This is a genomic window from Ferrovibrio terrae (genome assembly GCF_943371255.1).
In the GTDB taxonomy this organism is placed as follows: domain Bacteria; phylum Pseudomonadota; class Alphaproteobacteria; order Ferrovibrionales; family Ferrovibrionaceae; genus Ferrovibrio; species Ferrovibrio terrae_B.
In genome coordinates this window covers 1-15975 of sequence record NZ_CALRUC010000105.1, presented here as the reverse complement: position 1 = coordinate 15975, position 15975 = coordinate 1, and the positions used below count along the sequence as shown (strand labels likewise).

General features: G+C 65.1%; 20 protein-coding genes. 5 read left to right on the top strand and 15 right to left on the bottom strand.

The window, feature by feature from the left end; all coding sequences use genetic code 11:
* From AAG799_RS18230 to AAG799_RS18215, 4 genes are all read right to left on the bottom strand, one after another.
* Nucleotides 1-149: YqaE/Pmp3 family membrane protein (locus tag AAG799_RS18230; protein ID WP_341898173.1), on the bottom strand; the 149-nt coding region annotated here is incomplete at its 3' end.
* A gap of 214 nt (nt 150-363) precedes the next feature.
* Entirely contained in the window at nt 364-1332 is a 969-nt protein-coding gene (gene mdh, locus AAG799_RS18225; protein WP_341898171.1) for a malate dehydrogenase, read from the bottom strand.
* A 284-nt stretch (nt 1333-1616) separates the two neighbouring features.
* Nucleotides 1617-2378: an SDR family NAD(P)-dependent oxidoreductase gene (locus tag AAG799_RS18220; RefSeq protein ID WP_341898168.1), complete on the bottom strand. Its 762-nt coding sequence runs from the start codon at nt 2376-2378 to the stop codon at nt 1617-1619.
* Nucleotides 2379-2465: 87 nt separating this feature from the next.
* Nucleotides 2466-3227, bottom strand: coding sequence for an ABC transporter substrate-binding protein (locus tag AAG799_RS18215; RefSeq protein ID WP_341898166.1), 762 nt, complete (start codon nt 3225-3227; stop codon nt 2466-2468).
* A gap of 94 nt (nt 3228-3321) precedes the next feature.
* Between AAG799_RS18215 and AAG799_RS18210 the strand changes: the two genes are divergently transcribed.
* Both AAG799_RS18210 and AAG799_RS18205 read left to right on the top strand, forming a co-directional pair.
* Complete coding sequence (locus tag AAG799_RS18210; protein ID WP_341898165.1) at nt 3322-3702, top strand: YkvA family protein; 381 nt, start codon at nt 3322-3324, stop codon at nt 3700-3702.
* Nucleotides 3703-3732: 30 nt separating this feature from the next.
* On the top strand, nt 3733-4152 hold the full coding sequence (locus AAG799_RS18205) for a hypothetical protein (RefSeq protein ID WP_341898164.1): 420 nt from the start codon (nt 3733-3735) through the stop codon (nt 4150-4152).
* Nucleotides 4153-4169: 17 nt separating this feature from the next.
* Here AAG799_RS18205 and AAG799_RS18200 read toward each other — a convergent pair whose 3' ends face one another.
* The 7 genes from AAG799_RS18200 to AAG799_RS18170 all read right to left on the bottom strand — a co-directional run bounded on the left by AAG799_RS18200 (nt 4170) and on the right by AAG799_RS18170 (nt 8673).
* Nucleotides 4170-4856: a methyltransferase domain-containing protein gene (locus AAG799_RS18200; RefSeq protein ID WP_341898163.1), complete on the bottom strand. Its 687-nt coding sequence runs from the start codon at nt 4854-4856 to the stop codon at nt 4170-4172.
* 4 nt (nt 4857-4860) lie between these two features.
* Nucleotides 4861-5325: an Rrf2 family transcriptional regulator gene (locus AAG799_RS18195; RefSeq protein ID WP_341898162.1), complete on the bottom strand. Its 465-nt coding sequence runs from the start codon at nt 5323-5325 to the stop codon at nt 4861-4863.
* Between the two features lie 120 nt (nt 5326-5445).
* Nucleotides 5446-6048 (bottom strand): YbaY family lipoprotein, encoded by a 603-nt coding sequence (locus tag AAG799_RS18190; RefSeq protein ID WP_341898161.1) that lies wholly within the window; start codon nt 6046-6048, stop codon nt 5446-5448.
* Nucleotides 6049-6260: 212 nt separating this feature from the next.
* Complete coding sequence (locus AAG799_RS18185) at nt 6261-6776, bottom strand: hypothetical protein (protein WP_341898160.1); 516 nt, start codon at nt 6774-6776, stop codon at nt 6261-6263.
* 12 nt (nt 6777-6788) lie between these two features.
* Complete coding sequence (locus tag AAG799_RS18180) at nt 6789-7184, bottom strand: DUF6152 family protein (RefSeq protein WP_341898159.1); 396 nt, start codon at nt 7182-7184, stop codon at nt 6789-6791.
* Nucleotides 7185-7301: 117 nt separating this feature from the next.
* Entirely contained in the window at nt 7302-7952 is a 651-nt protein-coding gene (locus AAG799_RS18175; protein ID WP_341898158.1) for a 3-oxoacid CoA-transferase subunit B, read from the bottom strand.
* Nucleotides 7953-7971: 19 nt separating this feature from the next.
* A complete protein-coding gene (locus tag AAG799_RS18170; protein WP_341898157.1) occupies nt 7972-8673 on the bottom strand; it encodes a CoA transferase subunit A in 702 nt (233 codons plus the stop codon).
* 428 nt (nt 8674-9101) lie between these two features.
* Here AAG799_RS18170 and leuA point away from each other — a divergent pair, with 428 nt between their 5' ends.
* Together leuA and AAG799_RS18160 are read left to right on the top strand one after the other, a co-directional pair.
* Nucleotides 9102-10793, top strand: coding sequence for a 2-isopropylmalate synthase (gene leuA, locus AAG799_RS18165; protein WP_341898156.1), 1692 nt, complete (start codon nt 9102-9104; stop codon nt 10791-10793).
* A 209-nt stretch (nt 10794-11002) separates the two neighbouring features.
* Nucleotides 11003-11341 (top strand): P-II family nitrogen regulator, encoded by a 339-nt coding sequence (locus AAG799_RS18160; RefSeq protein WP_290811128.1) that lies wholly within the window; start codon nt 11003-11005, stop codon nt 11339-11341.
* A gap of 77 nt (nt 11342-11418) precedes the next feature.
* Here the strand turns inward: AAG799_RS18160 and AAG799_RS18155 are convergent, their stop codons facing one another.
* The 4 genes from AAG799_RS18155 to AAG799_RS18140 are packed head-to-tail and all read right to left on the bottom strand — an operon-like array spanning nt 11419 to nt 14170.
* Nucleotides 11419-12366, bottom strand: a complete 948-nt coding sequence (locus tag AAG799_RS18155; RefSeq protein ID WP_341898154.1) for a zinc ABC transporter substrate-binding protein — start codon at nt 12364-12366, stop codon at nt 11419-11421.
* A 2-nt stretch (nt 12367-12368) separates the two neighbouring features.
* Nucleotides 12369-13244 (bottom strand): metal ABC transporter permease, encoded by an 876-nt coding sequence (locus tag AAG799_RS18150; protein WP_341898152.1) that lies wholly within the window; start codon nt 13242-13244, stop codon nt 12369-12371.
* Between the two features lie 3 nt (nt 13245-13247).
* Nucleotides 13248-14018, bottom strand: coding sequence for an ABC transporter ATP-binding protein (locus tag AAG799_RS18145; RefSeq protein WP_341898150.1), 771 nt, complete (start codon nt 14016-14018; stop codon nt 13248-13250).
* Nucleotides 14018-14170, bottom strand: a complete 153-nt coding sequence (locus AAG799_RS18140) for a hypothetical protein (RefSeq protein ID WP_341898149.1) — start codon at nt 14168-14170, stop codon at nt 14018-14020. Before AAG799_RS18140 ends, AAG799_RS18145 begins: the two co-directional genes overlap by 1 nt.
* Nucleotides 14171-14393: 223 nt before the next feature.
* On the opposite strand from AAG799_RS18140, the gene AAG799_RS18135 reads away from it, so the two are divergent.
* Nucleotides 14394-15975, top strand: a 1582-nt coding sequence (locus AAG799_RS18135; protein WP_341898147.1) for a PBP1A family penicillin-binding protein, incomplete at its 3' end; no start/stop codon positions are given.

Genomic DNA, 15975 nt, shown 5'->3' with positions numbered 1-15975 from the left:
TACTGGCTGAGGGAATAGACCGCCCAGAGTGCGGCCGGGATCCAGCCGATCAGGGTGATCTGCAGGATCAGGCAGAGGATGCCGGCAATCGGCCGGCCGATGGTGAAGAACAGCAGGAAGGGCAGGAAGATCGCGATCAGCAGGCGCACTTCGGAGTCTCCAGCGGTTGAGTCGCGGGAGAGTATAGCGCGAAAGACCAAGCCCCTCACCCATCCACTGCTGCGCAGCGGGGCCCTCCCTCTTCCATTTCATGGGAGAGGGCAATAAGGCCACTCCGCAGCAGTGGGAGGGGGAGGGTGTCTCGGAATCAAAAACGGCGCGCTGTCGCCAGCGCGCCGTTTCCGTCAGCCGAAGCTGAAACTATTACTTGCCCAGGCTCGGATCGATCGGCTTGCAGGCGTCGACCAGGCCCTTCACGGCATTGGCCGAATGCTCGAACATCTTCTGCTCGTCCGCATTGAGCTGGATCTCGACAATCTTCTCCACGCCATTGGCGCCGATCACCACCGGCACGCCGACATACATGCCGGTCTGGCCGTACTTGCCCTTGTCGAGCCAGGCGGCGCAGGGCAGCACCCGGCGCTTGTCCTTCAGGTAGCTCTCGGCCATTTCGATGGCGGACGAGGCCGGCGCGTAGAAGGCCGAGCCGGTCTTGAGCAGGGCGACGATCTCGGCGCCGCCGTCGCGGGTACGCTGGATGATCTTGTCGATCTTCTCCTGCGTCGACCAGCCCATCTTGATCAGGTCGGGCACCGGGATGCCGGCCACGGTGGAGTAGCGGATCAGCGGCACCATGGTGTCGCCATGGCCGCCGAGCACGAAGGCATTCACATCGTTGACCGAGACGTTGAATTCCTCGGCCAGGAAGTGACGGAAGCGGGCGCTGTCGAGCACGCCGGCCATGCCGATCACCTTGTTATGCGGCAGGCCGCAGACTTCGCGCAGCACCCAGACCATGGCATCGAGCGGGTTGGTGATGCAGATGACGAAGGCACCCGGCGCATGCGCCTTGATACCGGCGCCGACCGCCTGCATGACCTTGATGTTGATGCCGAGCAGGTCGTCGCGGCTCATGCCGGGCTTACGCGCCACACCGGCGGTGACGATGATGACATCCGAACCGGCGATGTCGGCGTAATCCTGGGTGCCCTTCAGCTTGGCATCGAAGCCCTCGACCGCGCCGGCCTGGGCCATGTCGAGCGCCTTGCCCTGCGGCAGGCCTTCGACCACATCGAAGATGGTGATGTCGCCCAGTTCCTTCATGCCGGCCAGCAGGGCCAGGGTGCCACCGATATTGCCGCCGCCGATGAGGGCGATTTTCTTGCGCGCCATAGGGAAATCCTCCGGAATTGCATCAGTCTTGGGGTGGGAATTGGTCGGCCCAAGGGGTAGCGGGAATCGTTGAGCCCGGCAAGGCTCCGGGGGCCCTCCGAAGGCCGAAGACGGCCGGATTCCGGCAAAGTAAAGGCCGCCCGATGGGCGGCCTGAACCAGAAAGGCACGTTCACAAAAACCGTCATCCTCGGATTTATTCCGAGGATCCATCCCAACCGTCCGCGCATCGGAACACGCAGATGGACCCTCGGCACAAGGCCGAGGGTGACGATTTGAGATGGTTCAGCGCGGCGCCATCCGGAGCGCGCCATCCAGGCGGATGGTCTCGCCGTTCAGCATGGTGTTCTCGCAGATATGCTTGGCCAGCGCGGCATACTCTTCCGGGCGGCCGAGCCGCGAGGGATAGGGCACCGACTTGCCGAGCGACTCCTGCGCCTCCGGCGGCAGGGCGAACATCATCGGCGTGCCGAACAGGCCCGGCGCGATGGTGCAGACGCGGATGCCGAATGAGGCGAATTCGCGCGCCAGCGGCAGCGTCATGCCATGGACGCCCGCCTTGGACGAGGCATAGGCCGGCTGGCCGATCTGGCCGTCGAAGGCGGCGACCGATGCCGTGTTGATGATGCAGCCGCGTTCCTTGTCGGCCATCTCGGGCAGCTGCTGCATGTGATGCGCGACCAGGCGGATCATGTTGAAGGTGCCGATCAGGTTGATCTGCACAACCTTGACGAACTTCTCCAGCGGCACCGGGCCATCCTTGCCCACCGCCTTCATCGGCGTGCCGACGCCGGCGCAGTTGACCAGCACGCGCACCGGGCCGACCTTGGCGACGGCTTCCTTGACGGCCGCTTCGCCGCCCGGGCCATCGACCACATCGCACTTCACCGCCACGCCGCCGATCTCCCTGGCGGTCTGTTCGGCCAGTTCGACATTCATGTCGAGCAAGGCAACCCTGGCGCCGGCCTTGGCCAGCTCGCGCGCGGTGGCCGCGCCCAGACCCGAGGCACCGCCGGTGATGATCGCGCCTACGCCCTTGAGATCCATGGAACACTCCCTTTGATCATTATATATCGTAACTATTCCGGGCGGTGGTTATAACCAATCGGCCCGGATTTGGCTACGATCTGGCCTTTATTGCAGCAGCAGGCGCTCGTAGTCTTCGCTGGCACGCAGCCGCTGCAGCGCGTCGTTGAAACGGCCGATCAGGCCGGTGGCATCGGGTCGCTGGCGCGGCACGATGAGATGAATCTCGGTGACACCGAAGGGCAGATCGCTGAGCGGCCGGATCGTCGCCGACAGGCCGACCTTGGCGACCAGCGCGCTGCCGATGCGTTCGTCCTGCACGAAGAAATCCGCGCGGTCGGCCACGATCATATTGGGACAGGATGCCGCATTGCCCGGCGTCACGCGCTCGACCTGCTGCTGCTCGATCATCACCTGCAGCTCGGCCGGCGGCGCATAGCCCAGCGCGACACAGACCCGGCGGCCCTGCAGATCCTGTGGACTGCGATAGGCAAACGGCCGCTCAGTCGACATGAACACCACCTGGCGCAGACGGATCAGCGGTTCGGAATAGAGAAAGTCGCGTTCGCGCTCGGCCGTGCGCACATAGGGAAAGGTGGCGTCAAAGCGCCCGCGCAGGGTTTCTTCATAGCCGCGCCGCCAGGGCTGGAACTCCAGCGTGGCGGTGTCGTCCATGCCGCGGATCACGCGCTGCACCAGGATGGTGGCCAGGCCGCCACCGGGCAGGCGGGAATCGGCAAAGGGCGGATAGTCATCGCCCGTCACCAGGGCGAGTTGCGTCCCGGTCTGCGCCCCGGTCTGCGCCTGGGCCGGCTGTACCAGCCCAAGCACCAGGACGGCCGCAAACCCGGCGATTGACCGCAATCCCATGTCCGGCAAAGCTTTTCCCCTGCTGCCCGGACTCCGTTATGGCACAGCCCCGCCCGGCTTGCAGCGTCAATCGGGACTCCCCATATCTCCCCACATGAGCCCCGACCCCAATCCCCTCGCCTTCCAGGTGCCGGCCGACCCGGCCCGCCTGCGGATCGAACAGCCGCGCCTGGCCAAGCGGTTCTGGCGCAAGCTGAAAAAGACCGTGACCTATCTGCCCGGCGCGGCCACCTTCCTGGCCGCCTTCTATGCCGCCATCGACCCGAAGACCTCGACCACCGCCAAGGCCGTGCTGTTCGGCGCGCTGGGCTATTTCATCGTGCCGGTGGATTTCATCCCCGACATTTTCGGCGCCCTGGGCTATGGCGACGATCTCGCCGTGATCCTGGCCGCGATCAAGGCGGTGGAGTCCAGCATCACCGACGCCCATCGCGAACAGGCCCAGGCGCAGCTCGACAGGCTGCGGCGCGGCTGACGCCGCAGCAAGCCGTGCTAGGCTCGGGCCATGCGCCTGTCCCTGCCTGTTGCCCTGCTGATCTCGACCGCCGCGCTGGCCGAAGACCTGCCCGCACCCGCCCTCCATTTTGCGGCCGATACCGTGCTGGCCGGCGGCCATGTGCTGGCCGAAGCGGTGGAGCTGCCGGCCAAGGCCGGCCCGGTGGTGCTGACGCTGCGCGAGGGGGCGTCACTGCGCTGGCATGTGGTGGTGGAGAATGGCGAGACGCGGCTGATGCAGCCGGACGGGCGCTGGGCGGCGAAGGCGGAATATTATCGCGCGCAGCGCGGCGACCGGATCGTGTGCCAGATCTACCAGACCACGATCTCGCCGGAATGGGCCACGATGACCAAGGACAGTACGGCCCGTGCCGACTACACGCCGGCCGACGACCGCATCTACGCTTTCCGCGAAGCGCCCTGTCCGTGAGTCAGGGCTGTCCGACTTCAGGCATAGGCGACCCAGCCGCGCCAGTTGAAAGCGGCATAGAACATGGCGACATCCGAAAAGCCTGCATCGCGCTGGATGGCTTCGTCCTGCTCGGGCGTCAGCATCGGCAGGTGCGCGTCGACTGTCGCGACCATCTTTTCCACCTGCGCGGGCTCGGCGCCGGACGCGCGCGCGAAGGCGCCGTACCGCGACAGCCAGAGCGGACGGGCACCGCTGTCCTGCGGAAAGCTGATATGCGCTGCCACGAACGGAGCGCCGGGTTTGAGTCGCCGACGAAGCTGGGCGAGCGTGCGCCTGCGATCTTCCGGCGCCAGGAAGTGCAGGGTCAGAAGACAGGTTGCGGCATCGAACGGGCCCAGGGGCGCATCATCGATATATCCCTCGCAAAACGTGACGCGCGCCGCATCTGACCCCAGCAGGCGTTTCGCCTCGGTCAGCATGGCACCGGCCGGATCGACGCCGACAAAGCGCCACTCCGGCTGTGCGGTAGCCAGGGCCTTCAGCTCAAGACCGCCACCGGCCCCCAGCACCAGCACATGAGCGTGGTGCGGAGCGCGCTCGGCGAGCAGTATCGCCGTCATGCGATGCAGATCGGCAAAGCCTGGTATAAACCGCTGCGGGCCCTCGCCATACCGTCGGGCATGCTCGGGGTCGCTGAAGGATGCGAGCAGGGCCTGCATCATTTGGTCATCCGGCATGAACCGCCTCCAGATCGTAAGATCGCCTGCGACCGGCCAGCCGATTTTGAAAGTCATCGCGGAGTTGCGCGAGCGTCACCGAGGCGAAGCGCGACAGCAGCATCGCTTCGGCCTCGTCGAAGGCGCGGCCGAGCGCAGCGTTGACGGCCTGCTCAACCAGGCAGCCCGGCGCTTCGGTCCGGTTGCCCATCGCCAGCAGCGACGGCTCGCCGAGCGCCTCGTAGACATCCCGCAAGGTGAGCGTCGAGAGGTCGCAGGCCAGGGTCCAACCGCCGCCATGGCCTTTTTCCGAGCGCACATAGCCGCGTTCGCGCAGCCCCGCCATGATCTGTCGGATCACGACCGGGTTGGTCTGCATCGCCCTGGCAAGCATTTCGGATGTGGCCGGCGCATCCCGCTGCGCCATATGCAGCAGCACGTGAAGCACACCTGACAATTTGCTGTCCCGTTTCATGTAATATCAATTATTACATGAAACGGGACAGGTCAACACCCGGCGTCGGGCCAGATACAAAAGATCAGGGCCCGCCTCCGCTGTGGAGGCAGGCCCTGACGCTGAAGACTCAACCGGTGTTTAGCGAACCGGCTGCAGGATCACGGTGCCGGACGGCGGCGCGGCCGGGGCCGGCTGCACATAGTAGGTGCCCGGGGTTGCCGGGGCCTGCTGCACGATCACGGCACCGGTCGGCGTCGTGGTCGTGGTGGTGGTCTGCTGCACCACGGTGCCCGGCGCCGGCTGAACAGTGGCAACCGGCTGCGGCACGAAGACCGCGGCGACCTGCTCCAGCTCGATGTTGACATGGCCCATCGGCGCCGTCTTGGTCAGCACCGGATAGACCTTGCTGTTGCGGAACATGACGCGACCGCCCTGCTCGATCCAGGCATTCACCACATAGGTGGCGTTCGGGTTGATCGCACTGCGATCATAGGGCAGCTGGAAGGAGGTCACCGCCATGCTGTTGGGAACGATACGCTGTTCCGAGACCACGGCCGGATAGGACGCACCGCGGCTGATGTCTTCCAGCCGCACGACGACCTGGGAGTCGGCCGGCAGGATCAGGCGCTCGCGATACGAAACGGTACCGCCGACCGAATAGGTCTGCGATGCGCAGGCGACGACAGAGGCGGCGGCGATGGTGGCCGCGGCAAGCATGAAGAATTTGCGACGCGCGATCATGATTTTCTCCTTATGACCTGGCTGGATCGCGCGCGTCCGCTAGATTGACCTGATGCAGGCCTGTCGCGTCCGCCGTGTCCATGCCGGGGTTCCCGATCTGGGTGGCAGACAACAAACGCGCACCGGTTCCTGCGGTTCCGGTCCGCTGTAATGATCGTTTTTTTGTCTCAAGCGGGGCGCGGCCGCGAATTGCGGCCAAATCGAGGCGCGGGTCAGAGATACGCGATCAGGCGTCCACCGATGACAGCGCCACACCATGCCAGCAGCGAGACCGCTGCACCGATGCGGGCGCTGAGGGGAACCGAAGCGGCGATGCCGCCCCCCATATCATCTTTATGGCGCACCATGCTGCGCCACGGACCGAGATGGAAGACGGCTGCGTTGAGCAGGCCGGTGGCGACGCAGGCCAGCTTGACCTGGAAAGCCGGATTGACCGCGATGCTGGTTGCCTCGGTGGTGAAGAGCAGAAAGCCGCTCGGCGCGGCAATGAAAAAGCCCAGCATGGCCAGCGGCACGGCATGATGGGCAAAGGGCGCGACCGGCAGCCGGCGCGTGAGGCCGAGCAGGCGCAGGTCGAAGCCGACGATGCTGCCGACCAGCAGCACGAAGCCCAGGATATGCACCACCTCGACAGCGGGATAGAGAAACATCGACTGGCGCATGGCGGCGCCGAGGCCGGATTGCTCCAGCCCGACCAGCCAGGGATGATGCGAAGCGGCGTGCTCCAAGATTGAGCGCCGTCAGCGCAGTTCGACGGTGACGCCGTTATGGGTGATGCGTTCGGCGCGCATCTCGTTCGGCGTCACCCGGCTGGGATAGCCGACCGCCACGACGCGATCGCCGACCTTGATATCCGCGACCGGCTTGCCGCGATTGGCCATGCGATAGGGCGGCGACAGCGTGACCTGCCAGGTCTTGTCCGCCGTCTTGAGCAGGAATTCGGCATGCGGATTGTCAGGCGTGATCTTCTCCACCGTGCCGTCCAGCGTCAGCACCGTGGTGGAATCATACGAGCCCCAGCCGTGATGGGCCCAAGCGGGAGTCAGCATGGCTGCCCCGACAATGCCGGTGAGCGCGAGCTTCAGCACAAGGCCGGCGGCGAGCAGTTTGCGATGGCGGAACAGGAAGGCGCGCATGGGGGTTCTCCGGTCCGGACGGGCAGCAGTGCAGTCTCCTAGGTAGGGCGGCGGCAGGCAACAAAAAAGCCCCGGCAGTTGCCTGCCGGGGCCTTCAGTCGCGGGAATTTGACCGCGTTACTTGGCGGATGCGGCCACGGCGTAATCCGCGCCGGTCTTCTCCTTGAGTTCTTCCAGCGTCACGCCGGGCGCGCGCTCGATCAGCACCATGCCGCCGCCCTTGCGGTCGATGGTGAAGACCGCGAGATCGGTCACCACCATGTCGACCACGCCGGCGCCGGTGAGCGGCAGGTCGCAGGCCTTCAGCAGCTTCTTCTCGCCGTCCTTGGAATTGTGCTCCATGACAACGACGACGCGCTTGACGCCGGCAACCAGGTCCATGGCGCCGCCCATGCCCTTGACCATCTTGCCCGGGATCATCCAGTTGGCCAGATCGCCATTCTGCGCCACCTGCATGGCGCCGAGGATCGACAGATCGATATGCCCGCCGCGGATCATTGCAAACGACTGGTCCGAGCCGAAGAAGCTGGAGATCGGCAGTTCGGTGATGGTCTGCTTGCCGGCATTGATCAGATCGGGGTCTTCATCGCCCTCATAGGGAAACGGGCCCATGCCGAGCATGCCGTTTTCCGACTGCAGAACGACGTCGACGCCCTCGGGGATGTAGTTCGAGACCAGCGTCGGGATGCCGATACCGAGATTGACGTAGAAACCGTCCTTCAGCTCTTTCGCTGCACGGGCGGCCATTTCATCGCGAGTCCAAGCCATGATGTCTGTCTCCTCTCGCTCAGGCGCGCTTACGCACGGTGCGGTTTTCGATGATCTTGTTGTACGGCGCGCCGCAGATGACACGCTGCACATAGATGCCGGGCGTATGGATGTTGTCGGGGTCCAGCTGGCCGGGCTCCACGATCTCCTCCACTTCGGCAATGGTGATCCTGCCGGCCGTGGCCATCGCGGGATTAAAGTTGCGCGCGGTCTTGCGGTAGATCAGGTTGCCGGCGGTGTCGGCCTTCCAGGCCTTGACCAGCGAGATATCGGCAACCAGGCCGGTTTCCATGATGTAGCGCTCGCCGTTGAAGACGCGCTCTTCCTTGCCTTCCGCAATCAGCGTGCCGACGCCGGTCTTGGTGAAGAAGGCGGGGATGCCGGCGCCGCCGGCGCGGATGCGCTCGGCCATGGTGCCCTGCGGATTGAATTCGAGTTCCAGCTCGCCGGCCAGATACTGCTTGGCGAAGATCTTGTTCTCGCCGACATAGGACGAGATCATCTTCTTGACCTGGCGGGTCTCCAGCAGCTTGCCCAGGCCGGCGCCATCGACGCCGGCATTGTTGGACACGCAGGTCAGGCCTTTCACGCCGCTGTCCATCAGCGCGTCGATCAGCTTTTCCGGCAGGCCGCAGAGGCCGAAGCCGCCGCACATCACCATCATGTTGTCGCGGACGATGCCCTCAAGGGCTGCCTTCGCATTCGGGTAAACTTTGTTCATGCGCCTCTTCCCAAGACCGTGGGTTCGGGGATCCAAGTCCCTGAAACGCGGGGACATTAACCGTGAGCCGGGGCCCCGGCAACGGCTGACTTGACGCGGCGCCGCATGACTGGCAATTTGTTGGGGATATGAACAAAACCGCCCGACTGAGCAGCCTCCTTCTTATCTGCCCGATCCTGTAAGCAGGGTCGGGTCGTCCGAAGACGCGCGCGCAGTCCCCCTAACGGTCGTTTTGTCCATGTCCATCTCGCCTCATACCAACGCCTCATCTTCACGCACTGCGGTTTCCGCGGTGCAGGTTTTGATTCTCAGCCTCCTGACGCACCTACGACTTACTGACGGCTGCTGAACAGCGGGCCTCTGTCAGCGGCCGTATAGGGCCCAAGTCGAATTGCCAAATTCCGTATTTTCGCCTCAGGAGCGAAGTCATGAACAAGATGAATTTCCACAAATACCGACCCTTCCAGCCGATCAACTTGCCGGATCGGACCTGGCCCGGCAAAACCATCACCAAGGCGCCGGTCTGGTGCAGCGTGGATCTGCGCGACGGCAATCAGGCGCTGATCGAGCCGATGGGGCCCGAGCGCAAGATGCGCATGTTCGACACCTTGGTGAAGCTCGGCTTCAAGGAGATCGAAGTCGGCTTCCCGTCGGCCTCGGATACCGACTTCGCCTTCACGCGCCAGATCATCGAGGAGAAGCTGATCCCCGATGATGTAACCATCCAGGTACTGACCCAGTGCCGGCCGGAACTGATCACCCGCACCTTCGAAGCGCTCAAGGGCGCCAAGCGCGCCATCGTGCATTTCTACAACTCCACCTCCACGCTGCAGCGCCGCGTGGTGTTCGGCCTCGACCAGGCCGGCATCACCAAGATCGCCACTGACGGCGCCCGGCTGGTGAAGGAACTGGCCGACAAGGCACCCGAGACCGACTGGGTGTTCCAGTATTCGCCGGAAAGCTTCACTGGCACCGAGATCGATTATTCCATCGAGATTTGCGAAGCCGTGATGGACGTGATCAAACCCACCCCGCAGAAGCGGATCATCTTCAACCTGCCGGCTACGGTGGAGATGAGCACGCCCAACATCTATGCCGACCAGATCGAGTATTTCCTGCGCAAGGTGAAGAACCGCGACTGCATCATCCTCAGCCTGCACCCGCATAACGATCGCGGCACCGGCGTGGCGGCAGCGGAACTGGGTGTATTGGCCGGCGCCGACCGCGTGGAAGGCACGCTGTTCGGCAATGGCGAGCGCACCGGCAATGTCGATGTCGTCACCTTGGCGATGAACCTGTTCAGTCAGGGTGTCGATCCCGAGCTGGATTTCACCGACATCACGGCTGCGGCCCGCACGGCGGAATACTGCAACCAGCTGCCGGTGCATCCGCGCCATCCTTACGTGGGCGAGCTGGCCTTCACCGCCTTCTCGGGCTCGCATCAGGATGCGATCAAGAAAGGCATGGCGGCGCAGGCCCAGCGCAACGACAAGATCTGGGAAGTGCCCTACCTGCCGATCGACCCGGCCGATGTGGGCCGCGCCTACGAGCCGGTGATCCGCATCAACAGCCAGTCCGGCAAGGGCGGCATCTCCTACGTGCTGGAAACCGATTACGGCCTCGAGCTGCCGCGCCGGCTGCAGATCGAGTTCAGCCAGGTGATCCAGCGCATCGCCGATGGCACCGGCAAGGAAATCTCGCCGCAGCTGATCTGGGATACCTTCCAGGACGAGTATCTGGTTCAGCCCCGGGGCCGCTTCGGCTTTGCCAGCCATCGCACCCTGCCCGACCCGCATCAGAGCGAGCGGCGCAGCCTGACCGCCAGCGTGCAAGACGGCGGCAAGGCGATCGAGCTGGAAGGCCATGGCACCGGACCGATCGATGCCTATATCGACGCGCTGAACCGCCATGCCGGGGTGTCGATCAACCTGATCGACTATCGCGAGCATGCCATCGCGCCGACCGCAGCCAATGGCGGCGCCTCCTCGGAGGCGGTGGCCTATGTCGAGATCAAGCGGGCCGACGGCACCACCCTGTTCGGGGTAGGCCGTGACCGGAATATCGTCGCGGCCTCGCTCAAGGCGGTCACCTCGGCGGCCAATCGTTTGCTGGCTAGCTAAGGGGAAATCACTGCCTAATCTTTCGGCAGGGCGCCGCGTTTCGGGCAGAAACCCGCGCCGCGGCCTTCCCTGCAGCCGCTCCCCATGGCTAAACTGGCGTGAGACTCGGGCCGGGTAACCGGCACGGTTCTTGAAGGGTGGGAGTGGCGACGACGCGCCGTGCGGGCAACGACCCTGACTGCGGCCAACAACGCTGAGGAGTGAGACACATGAAACTGGTCATGGCAGTCATCAAGCCATTCAAACTCGACGAGGTTCGCGAGGCGCTTACCAGCCTCGGCGTCGAGGGCCTGACCGTCACTGAGGTGAAAGGGTTCGGCCGGCAGAAGGGCCATACCGAAATTTACCGTGGTGCGGAATACGCCGTTAGCTTCCTGCCGAAGGTCAAGATCGAGGTGGCGGTGAAGTCCGCCCTCGCCGATCGCGTGATCGAGGCGATCCAGAATGCCGCCAAGACCGGCCAAATCGGTGACGGCAAGATCTTCGTGGTCGATCTGGAAAAGGCGCTGCGCATCCGGACCGGCGAGACCGACGACGACGCTCTGTAAGAGAGCTTCAGGTTTCCCAAAGACCAAGGCCCGGCTGTCGCAAGACCGCCGGGCTTTTTCCTTTTTCAGTCGACCCGTTAACTGTCGCGCCTCATCGCCTCGACCAGGCGGGTGATGTTCAGGCGATACATCGTCACGAAGCTGTCGGCCTCGCCGCCCGGCGGCGACAGCGCATCGGAATAAAGCCGACCGCCCACCTTCACCTTCGCCTCGCGCGCGATCTGCTCGATCAGGCGCGGATTGGTGATATTCTCGAAGAACAGCGCCTGCACCCGCTCACGCTTGATCTGCCGGATCAGCCGCGCCACAGCATCCGCCGAAGCTTCGGCATCGGTGTTGACACCCTGCGGCGCCATGAAGTCGATCTGGTAGCGTGCGGCTAGATAGCCGAAGGCATCGTGCTGGGTGATGACCTTGCGATGCGCCCTGGGCAGCTTGCCGATCTCGGCCGCGGCCCAGCCATCCAGTGCCTTCAGCTCGGCGGCATAGGCGGTCCCGCGGACCTGATATTGCGCGGCATGAGCCGGATCGGCTGCCGCCAGGCCCTGCACGATATTGCCGATATAGGTCTGCATCCGCGGCAGGTCGTGCCAGATATGGGGATCGCTGACCGCCGCGTCCTTTGTCGGCTTGCCGTGATCATGCGCATGGCCGTGCTTGTGATCATGATCCCCGCGCAGCGCCAGCGGCGTGATGCCTTCGGCGGCGACGATGCGCCGGCCCTTGAAGCCGGAGGCGGATACCAGGCGATCGAGCCAGGTCTCGAAATTCAGGCCATTGGCCACCAGCACATCCGTCGTCGCCACGGCGCGCGCGTCGTTTGGCGTCGGCTGGAAGACATGCGCATCGCCCATGGCCGGCACCAGGGTGGTGACCTCGACATGCTCGCCACCGACCTGGGCGACGATATCGGCCAGGATCGAGAAGCTGGCAATCACACGCAGCTTCTTCTGGGGTTCGGCCTGCTGTGCCGCCACAGGCGCCGCCACCAGCATTGCAAGGATCAATGCCATAATCAGACGCATGGTCAGGCCTCCAGATGGCGGCGACGATGCCAGAGCAGCAGCAGGCCGTGGCGGCCGAAGCCGAGCGACAGGATATAGGCGGCGCCGGCAAACAGCACGATGGCGGGGCCGGACGGCAGATCGGCATGGAAGGACAGCAGCAGGCCGCAATAGCCAGAGAGCGCGGCAATCAGCGCCGCCACCAGCATGCCGGCGACAAACGAGCGGCACCAGTAGCGCGCCGCCAGGGCCGGCAGCATCATCAGGCCGACCGCCATCAGGCTGCCGAGCGCCTGGAAGGCCGCGACCAGATTGACCACGACCAGTCCCAGGAAGATGAAGTGATACAGCGTGCCGCCGCCGGGCTGCACGCTGCGCAGGAATTCCGGATCGAAACCATCGGCCAGCAGCGGGCGATAGATGGTGGCAAAGACCAGCAGCGTCAGGCTGGCGACACCCCCGAGCAGCAGCAGCGCCGGCTCATCCACTGCCAGCACCGAGCCGAACAGGATCTGCATGACATCGACGGCCGAGCCGCGCGTGGAGATCAGCGTGACGCCGAGTGCCAGCGCGATCAGGTAGAAGGCGGCGAAGCTGGCATCCTCGCGCTGGTCGGTGGCACGCGTCGCCGCCCCCGCCAGCAGCGCCACGATCAGGCCGGCGATCACGCCGCCGACGCTGATCGCCGGCAGCGAAAAGCCGGCCACCAGGAAGCCGATGGCGGCACCGGGCAGGATGGCGTGGCTCATCGCCTCGCCGAACAGACTCATGCGGCGCAGCATCAGCACCACGCCGATCGGCGCGCTGCCCAGGGCCATGGCAAAGCAGGCGACGAGCGCCCGCCGCATGAAGGCGAACTCGGCAAACGGACCGAACAGGAAATCATAGGCTGCGGTCATGGATCAGGCCGCGTGATGGTGATCGTGATGATCATCGACGGCGCAAAGCGGCGCATCCTCATCCCAGGACTCCGCCATCTGCCGTGCGGCCAGCTGGTTTTCCGGGGTCAGCACATCTTCGACATGGCCCCAGGCGATCAGGCGGCGGGCGAGATAGACCGCCTCGGGGAAGGACTGCCGCACCAGATCGAAATCATGCAGCACGGCAATCACCGTGCGCTGTTCCGCATGCCAGCGCTGCAGCAGCGCCAGCAGATCGGCGATGGTGCGCGCATCCAGGGCATTGAATGGTTCGTCCAGCAGGATGACGCGGCAATCCTGCACCAGCACGCGGGCAAACAGCGCGCGCTGGGCCTGGCCGATGGACAGCGTGCCGAGCGGACGCTGCTCGAAGCCTTCAAGGCCGACGGCGCTGAGCGCTGCGCGCGCGGCTTCGATACCCGCCTTGCCGATACGGCCGAAGGCGCCGGCGCGCTGCCAGTGGCCGAGCAGCACCAGTTCCAGCACCGAAATCGGGAAGCCGCGGTCGAGGCTCGACTGCTGCGGCAGGAACGCGATGTCGCGCGCCTTCAGCGGGCCGCGCTCGATGCTGCCGGCTGCCACCGGCAGCTGGCCGACGATGGCTTTCAGCAGGGTCGACTTGCCGGCGCCGTTGGGGCCGAGGATGGCGGTGAGCGAGCCGGGCGCAAAACGGCCGCTGACATGATGCACCGCCGGATGGCGGTCATAGGCCACCGTCACATCGGTGAGACGGATTTCGCCGGCCGGAATCATCAGTCCGCCCCTAAAGCCCAGGCGATGGCCGCCCACAGCGCGGCGATCAGCGGCAGCAGGGCGGCAATGCGCAGCCCCACCCCGGCGGTGAGCACGGAGATCGGCAGGTCGAAAGCAGGCCGGCGATGGTCGGCGTGGCGGTGGACGGACATGGCGGTGGTTCCTTGATGTTATCTTATAACATATATCATTCACCGGCCGTCAACCCGCCATGCCCTAAACCGGTCACATTCCGCTGCCAAACCCCGAACCGACCGGCCTGGCCGGCGTTTCTTCTTTTTAGATAACCGAGTTCCCCCGTCCATGGCCCGTTCGCCACGCCGCAGCACGTCCCCGAAAAAGACCGCCACAGGCCGCCGTGGTCGCACCTCCCCCGTGGCCCGCCTCAGACAGGCCCTGTCGGGCGGCAGCGGCGGCTGGTTCGGCCGGCTGGCCCGGCTGGGCCTGGTGGTCGGCATCTGGGGCCTGGTCGTGATCGGCGGGCTGTTCGCCTGGTATGCCTATGACCTGCCCGATTTCGACGACCTTTATATCGTGGAGCGCAAAAGCTCGGTGACGCTGAAGGCCGCCGACGGCATGGTGCTCGCCACCTATGGCGATCTCTATGGCGAGCACCAGGCACTGCAGGCGCTGCCGCCGCATCTGCCGCAGGCGCTGATGGCCACCGAGGACCGCCGTTTCTATTCGCATTTCGGCATCGACCCGCTCGGCCTGGCGCGCGCCACCTTCGCCAACCTGCGCGCCGGCCGCACCGTGCAGGGCGGCTCGACGCTGACGCAGCAGCTGGCGAAGAATGTCTTCCTCAGCCCGAACCGCACGCTGAAACGCAAAGTCCAGGAGCTGATGCTCGCCTTCCGGCTGGAGCAGAAATTCAGCAAGGACCAGATCCTGGAGATGTATCTCAACCGCGTCTATTTCGGCGCCGGCGCCTATGGCGTGGAAGCCGCGGCGCAGCGCTATTTCGACAAGCCGGCGACGAAGCTGACGCTGGGTGAATCCGCCATGCTGGTCGGCCTGCTGAAGGCGCCGTCGCGGCTGGCGCCGACCGGCAATATCAAATCGGCGCAGACGCGCTCGGCCCAGGTGCTGCGCAACATGGCCGAGGCCGGCTATATCACGCCCGAGGTGGCCGAGGCGGCGATTGCCAAGCCGACGCAGCTGGCGCGCTCGCGCCTGCCGCTGCCCAACGCGCGCTATTTCGCCGACTGGGTGATCGACGAGGTGTATCAGCAGGTCGGCCGCGACCATCCCGACCTCACGGTATGGACCACGCTGGACAGCCGCCTGCAGGGCAGCGCCGAGCGCTCGATCGGCACCCTGATGGATCGCGAGGCCGAGAAGCAGGATGTCGAGCAGGCCGCCCTGGTGACGCTGGCGCCCGATGGTGCGGTGCGCGCCATGGTCGGCGGCCGCGACTATCTCGACAGTGCCTTCAACCGCGCCACCCAGGCACGCCGCCAGCCCGGCTCCGCCTTCAAGCCGCTGGTGTTCATGACCGCGCTGGAGCAGGGCATCCGGCCGGATGATACTTTCGTCGACGGGCCTGTGGATATCGGCGGCTGGAAGCCGCGCAATTACGATGGCCAGTATCACGGCGCCATGACCCTGCGCGACGCGGTCGCCCGCTCGATCAACACCATCGCCGTGCAGGTGGATGAAAAAGTCGGCCGCGACAAGGTGATCGAGACCGCGCGACGCCTGGGGATAACCAGCGACCTGAAGCCGCATCCCTCGCTGGCGCTGGGCGCTTTCGAAGTGGGCGTGCTGGAGCTCACGGCTGCATATGCCGCTTTCGCCAATGGCGGTTATGCGGTACAGCCATACGGCGTGATCGAGATCCGCGATAATCAGAATACGGTGCTGTTCCGTCGCGATACCGGGGGGGCTTACGCGCATATGATCAACGGCGAAGTGCTGGGCGATCTCAACGATCTGCTGCGCGGCGTGGTCGAGCGCG

Bases quoted from the DNA above. Each gene is read 5' to 3' on its own strand.
- mdh (WP_341898171.1), bottom strand. From the start codon at position 1,332: ATGGCGCGCAAGAAAATCGCCCTCATCGGCGGCGGCAATATCGGTGGC.
- AAG799_RS18220 (WP_341898168.1), bottom strand. From the start codon at position 2,378: ATGGATCTCAAGGGCGTAGGCGCGATCATCACCGGCGGTGCCTCGGGT.
- AAG799_RS18215 (WP_341898166.1), bottom strand. From the start codon at position 3,227: ATGGGATTGCGGTCAATCGCCGGGTTTGCGGCCGTCCTGGTGCTTGGG.
- AAG799_RS18210 (WP_341898165.1), top strand. From the start codon at position 3,322: ATGAGCCCCGACCCCAATCCCCTCGCCTTCCAGGTGCCGGCCGACCCG.
- AAG799_RS18205 (WP_341898164.1), top strand. From the start codon at position 3,733: ATGCGCCTGTCCCTGCCTGTTGCCCTGCTGATCTCGACCGCCGCGCTG.
- AAG799_RS18200 (WP_341898163.1), bottom strand. From the start codon at position 4,856: ATGATGCAGGCCCTGCTCGCATCCTTCAGCGACCCCGAGCATGCCCGA.
- AAG799_RS18195 (WP_341898162.1), bottom strand. From the start codon at position 5,325: ATGAAACGGGACAGCAAATTGTCAGGTGTGCTTCACGTGCTGCTGCAT.
- AAG799_RS18190 (WP_341898161.1), bottom strand. From the start codon at position 6,048: ATGATCGCGCGTCGCAAATTCTTCATGCTTGCCGCGGCCACCATCGCC.
- AAG799_RS18180 (WP_341898159.1), bottom strand. From the start codon at position 7,184: ATGCGCGCCTTCCTGTTCCGCCATCGCAAACTGCTCGCCGCCGGCCTT.
- AAG799_RS18175 (WP_341898158.1), bottom strand. From the start codon at position 7,952: ATGGCTTGGACTCGCGATGAAATGGCCGCCCGTGCAGCGAAAGAGCTG.
- AAG799_RS18170 (WP_341898157.1), bottom strand. From the start codon at position 8,673: ATGAACAAAGTTTACCCGAATGCGAAGGCAGCCCTTGAGGGCATCGTC.
- leuA (WP_341898156.1), top strand. From the start codon at position 9,102: ATGAACAAGATGAATTTCCACAAATACCGACCCTTCCAGCCGATCAAC.
- AAG799_RS18160 (WP_290811128.1), top strand. From the start codon at position 11,003: ATGAAACTGGTCATGGCAGTCATCAAGCCATTCAAACTCGACGAGGTT.
- AAG799_RS18155 (WP_341898154.1), bottom strand. From the start codon at position 12,366: ATGCGTCTGATTATGGCATTGATCCTTGCAATGCTGGTGGCGGCGCCT.
- AAG799_RS18150 (WP_341898152.1), bottom strand. From the start codon at position 13,244: ATGACCGCAGCCTATGATTTCCTGTTCGGTCCGTTTGCCGAGTTCGCC.
- AAG799_RS18145 (WP_341898150.1), bottom strand. From the start codon at position 14,018: ATGATTCCGGCCGGCGAAATCCGTCTCACCGATGTGACGGTGGCCTAT.
- AAG799_RS18140 (WP_341898149.1), bottom strand. From the start codon at position 14,170: ATGTCCGTCCACCGCCACGCCGACCATCGCCGGCCTGCTTTCGACCTG.